The 3,951-nt window shown below is 59.8% G+C and carries 5 protein-coding genes; 4 read left to right on the top strand and 1 reads right to left on the bottom strand.

Annotated features, from left to right (window positions below; genetic code table 11):
* Positions 1 to 172 precede the first annotated feature (172 nt).
* Both FN633_RS08345 and FN633_RS08350 read left to right on the top strand, forming a co-directional pair.
* Positions 173 to 421, top strand: a complete 249-nt coding sequence (locus FN633_RS08345; protein ID WP_154057391.1) for a hypothetical protein — start codon at positions 173 to 175, stop codon at positions 419 to 421.
* On the top strand, positions 418 to 630 hold the full coding sequence (locus FN633_RS08350) for a hypothetical protein (RefSeq protein WP_042391626.1): 213 nt from the start codon (positions 418 to 420) through the stop codon (positions 628 to 630). Before FN633_RS08345 ends, FN633_RS08350 begins: the two co-directional genes overlap by 4 nt.
* 34 nt (positions 631 to 664) lie before the next feature.
* On the opposite strand, the gene yczR is transcribed toward FN633_RS08350, so the two are convergent.
* Complete coding sequence (gene yczR / locus FN633_RS08355; protein ID WP_154057392.1) at positions 665 to 2,092, bottom strand: MocR-like transcription factor YczR; 1,428 nt, start codon at positions 2,090 to 2,092, stop codon at positions 665 to 667.
* A gap of 87 nt (positions 2,093 to 2,179) precedes the next feature.
* On the opposite strand from yczR, the gene yczE reads away from it, so the two are divergent.
* Together yczE and FN633_RS08365 are read left to right on the top strand one after the other, a co-directional pair.
* A complete protein-coding gene (yczE, locus tag FN633_RS08360) occupies positions 2,180 to 2,794 on the top strand; it encodes a membrane protein YczE (protein ID WP_154057393.1) in 615 nt (204 codons plus the stop codon).
* A gap of 73 nt (positions 2,795 to 2,867) precedes the next feature.
* A complete protein-coding gene (locus FN633_RS08365; protein WP_154057394.1) occupies positions 2,868 to 3,854 on the top strand; it encodes a LacI family DNA-binding transcriptional regulator in 987 nt (328 codons plus the stop codon).
* The last annotated feature ends 97 nt before the right edge of the window (positions 3,855 to 3,951 follow it).

Genomic DNA, 3,951 nt, shown 5'->3' on the forward strand with positions numbered 1-3,951 from the left:
AACATCCATTTGTCATTAAACTGAAATGCCACTGTCATTTTTTTGTCATATATTCCTGCCACAGTATTATTACAGTAATGTGATTGATGGCGTTTAAAGAAAACTATTTCTGGATCAACGGTAAAAGCTAGTGTATTAATTACTCGTCTCATTTATACCGAAAGGGATACTCATGGTCAGCGCAGTGTTAAACGTTAAAATTGACGAAGCAGTAAAAGAGAAACTTCGCCAGTATGCAGAGGCGAATAATGAGAACCTCAGCACGGCAACTGAAAAGCTACTCCTGCTCGCGCTTGAATCAAACGAGGGCGACGTCTCCGAGGAAGATATCGACAGCCAGCATACGGAAGAAGAGAACGCATCGGCCCTGAGTGTGAAAGAGATCAAGGCGTTACGTAAAATGCTGAAGAAGAAAAAATGAAACCCCTACAGTCGACCGCCAGCAACTATGCTGAAGCCTGCGAGCAGCTGCGCTCCGGCTACGTCAAACAGGTTCGTCTGAACTGGAACGTCGGGACCGATGAGTTTTTTCGTATTGCATCGGAGTGGTGTGATGCAGGCGCAAAAATAAAAAAACAGGGTGAGCGTTTTATTATTGCCCTGAAAGGTTTTCCTATTCCCCGGCAGTAATGATATTGCGATCGGTAAACCGATCGCTGTCACATTAAATATATTTCCGTTGCCGTATAATCTGCGGCTGGTTAATTAATGAAGACCATATTGGCTGTAAGGCCATAAATGCCTCCTGCAGGATCGATTCCGGCTGGGTAAACGGCATTCGCAAATAACGTTCAAATGCGCCCGCCAGACCAAAGCGCGTTCCTGCCCCCAGATGAATACCCACGTTTTCCGCGCCGGTGGCAAATCGCGTCGCCAGCGCTTCCGGCAGCTCCACCCAAAATGAAAGTCCGCCCTGCGGGAGCTGCGTCCTCCACTCTGGGAAAAATAACTGCATCAGGCGCAGACAGTCGTCGCGACTTGAGGCCAGCATGCGTCGATGAGCGGGCAAAAAGGTTTCCCCGTTCTCAATCAGCCAGCGGGCGGCGAGCTGCTCCAGCACCGGGGTACCCAGATCGATTGTGTCACGCATCTGTACCAGCGAGGCGATTGTGCGGGCCGGGGCACGGATCCAGCCCAGCCGCAGACCGCCCCAGAAGCTCTTGGCGGCAGAGCCGAGCGAAATCACCGACCCATCCGGGCTAAAAGCAGCCAGCGGAGGCGGAGGAGGGGCGTCGTACCAGAGATCGGTCATGGTTTCGTCCACCACCAGCGTGGTGCGCGTGCGGGCCGCAATCTCCGCCACGGTTTGCCGGGTTGCGGCGTCCATACAGCGACCGGTGGGATTATGAAAGTCCGGCATCAGGTAGGCGAGCCTCGGCGAGGTCTGGCCGATGGTCGCTGCCAGCCCGTCGGTATCCCAGCCCTGCGTCGGCAGTGCGACGCCAACCGGCCGGCAGGATGCTCCTTCAATCGCCGCTATCGCCAGCGGGTAGGTGGGGTGATCTACCACCACCCGATCCCCTGGTCCGGTCAACAGACGCAGGATCAGCGCAAAACCGCTGAGTGCCCCGTTAACAATCATCACTTCATCAGGCCGGGTCGGCAGGCCGCGCGCTGCGTAGCGGGTGGCAATGGCTTCGCGTAACGTCAGCAATCCCTGCTGATCGTAGCCGGTAGAGCCGAAGTGCTGCGGCATCGCGGTTAGCGCCTGCTGATACGCCTGATGGATCTCCGGGCTGGCCCCCAGCGAGGCGGTGGAGAGATCCAGCGCGCTGCCTGCGTGGGTACGCGTCGGCACCGTGCGGCTGCTTTCGGGCAGCATCACAACGGAGCCGCTGCCCTGGCGGCTCAGGAGAAAGCCCTCGTCCCGCAGCTGCGCCAGCGCGCTGGCTACGGTAGTACGGCTGATGCCGAGGGCGGCAGCCAGCTCGCGCTCGCCCGGCAGGCGAGTCTCCAGCGCCAGACGACCATCAAGGATCAGCATTCGCAGCGCCTGAGCAAGCTGCTGCCAGAGCGGCGTGCGCGACGGGGTATGTTGCCACTGGCCTAGCAGGCGTACCAGCGACTGGCTTCCAAATCGACGTGATGACATAGGCAGTCCACTTTTTCAAAACTGGTCATTAATGATAATGCCACTAAGAGAGAGGATGTCACTCTCTTTGATTGAATGAGGTGAACTATGCTGCGGCGACTCCTGCAACTCTATATCGGCCTGACGCTCTACGGCGTCTCTACCGCCATGTTTGTCCGAGCGGATCTCGGGGCCGATCCGTGGAATGTGTTTCATCTCGGCGTAGCGAAGCTTCTTTCGCTCAATATTGGCGTGGTGATGATTGCCGTCGGCGCGCTGGTGCTGCTGCTGTGGATCCCCCTGCGCCAGCGCCCAGGCCTGGGCACCATCAGTAACGTGGTGATGATTGGATTAGCCGCGGATGCCGCGCTGGTGCTGATGCCTCCTCTGGAGTCACTGCTGGCCCGCAGTCTGCTGCTGGCTGCCGCCGTGGTGGTTAACGCATTGGCAACTGGAATGTATATCGGTGCCGGATTCGGTGCAGGCCCGCGCGATGGCCTGATGACCGGTATCAACGCCCGCACCGGCTGGTCGGTGCGCGTGGTACGTACCGCCATTGAGGTGAGCGTCCTGCTGCTTGGCTGCGCAATGGGCGGCACCTTTGGCATCGGAACGGTGCTCTACGCGCTGGCGATTGGCCCGCTGATCCAGCTCTGTCTGCCGTGGTTTCGCCAGCCGCCCCGTGTTGCACTGGCCGCTCAGCCGCAAGAGAGCGCGTTGTAAACCCGCGAAGCGCTCACAGCAACGGTAAACGGTTTGGGTTACACTGGCGGCACGCTGGCTGCCAGGTAACGCCATGAAATCCATTACGCTTTACGATGTCGCCCGTTTCGCGGGCGTCTCCTACCAGACCGTCTCCCGCGTCATTAACCAGGCGGAGCACGTCTCGGCTCGTACCCGAGAGAAGGTGCTGTTTGCCATGCGCGAGCTGAACTACGTTCCCAACCGGGGGGCGCAGCAGCTGGCGGGCAAGCGTAGCCGCACCCTCGGGCTGCTTACCAGCGATCTGGCTCTCCATGCGCCGTCCCAGATCGCCTCGGCGGTGAAAAACCGCGCCGCACAGGCCGGGGCGGGGGTTATTATCGCCATGCCGGAACAGGCGACCCAGGCGGCCTGCCTGCTGGCGTTGCAGGAGCTGCTGGCTCAGCGGGTCACCGGGCTGCTGATCAACCTGCCGCTGGAGGACAACCAGGCCGAGGCGCTGGCAGCGCTGGCTCACCCGACGCCAACCCTGTTTCTCGACGTCAGCCCGACGGCGCAGGTGAATAGCCTGGTATTTGATGCCGCAGAAGGGGCAAGGCTGGGGGCGGAGCACCTGTTGACCTTAGGCTATCGCCTCATTGCTCTGCTTGCCGGGCCGCCTGGCTCGGTGTCAGCCCGGGCGCGTCTTGCGGGCTGGCTGGAGACGCTGGCAAACGCACAGGTTACGCCAGCGGCCAGTGCGCACGGCGACTGGAGCGCGGCCTCAGGGTATGAACAAGCGCAGCGGCTGCTGGCCTCCTATCCGCTACCTGAGGCCATTCTGGTGGCGAACGATCAGATGGCGCTTGGCGTCCTGCGCGCCTGTGCGGAAAAGGGCTTCGCCGTGCCCGGACAGATCGCGGTTATTGGCTATGACGATACCGCCGACAGCGCGTGGTATACGCCGCCGCTGACCACGATACGTCAGGCGTTTAAAGAGGCAGGGGAGCGCAGCGTTGACTGGCTGCTTCAGCCTCCCGCTGATGATGCGCTAAGCCAGACGCTGCTGCCGGTGACGCTGGTCATTCGCAGCTCGGCCTAAAAACCCTTTCGCTTTTGTGATCGCTCCCGCTTATAGCGATGGCGATCCTTTACCTTTCTCCCTTGTCAGGGCATCGTACAGAAAATTGTGAGCGCTT

Origin of the sequence: Pseudescherichia vulneris (genome assembly GCF_902164725.1) — a bacterium.
Lineage (GTDB): Bacteria > Pseudomonadota > Gammaproteobacteria > Enterobacterales > Enterobacteriaceae > Pseudescherichia > Pseudescherichia vulneris.

Coding starts and splice junctions, on each gene's coding strand:
- FN633_RS08345 (WP_154057391.1), top strand. CDS start 173: ATGGTCAGCGCAGTGTTAAACGTTAAAATTGACGAAGCAGTAAAAGAG.
- FN633_RS08350 (WP_042391626.1), top strand. CDS start 418: ATGAAACCCCTACAGTCGACCGCCAGCAACTATGCTGAAGCCTGCGAG.
- yczR (WP_154057392.1), bottom strand. CDS start 2,092: ATGTCATCACGTCGATTTGGAAGCCAGTCGCTGGTACGCCTGCTAGGC.
- yczE (WP_154057393.1), top strand. CDS start 2,180: ATGCTGCGGCGACTCCTGCAACTCTATATCGGCCTGACGCTCTACGGC.
- FN633_RS08365 (WP_154057394.1), top strand. CDS start 2,868: ATGAAATCCATTACGCTTTACGATGTCGCCCGTTTCGCGGGCGTCTCC.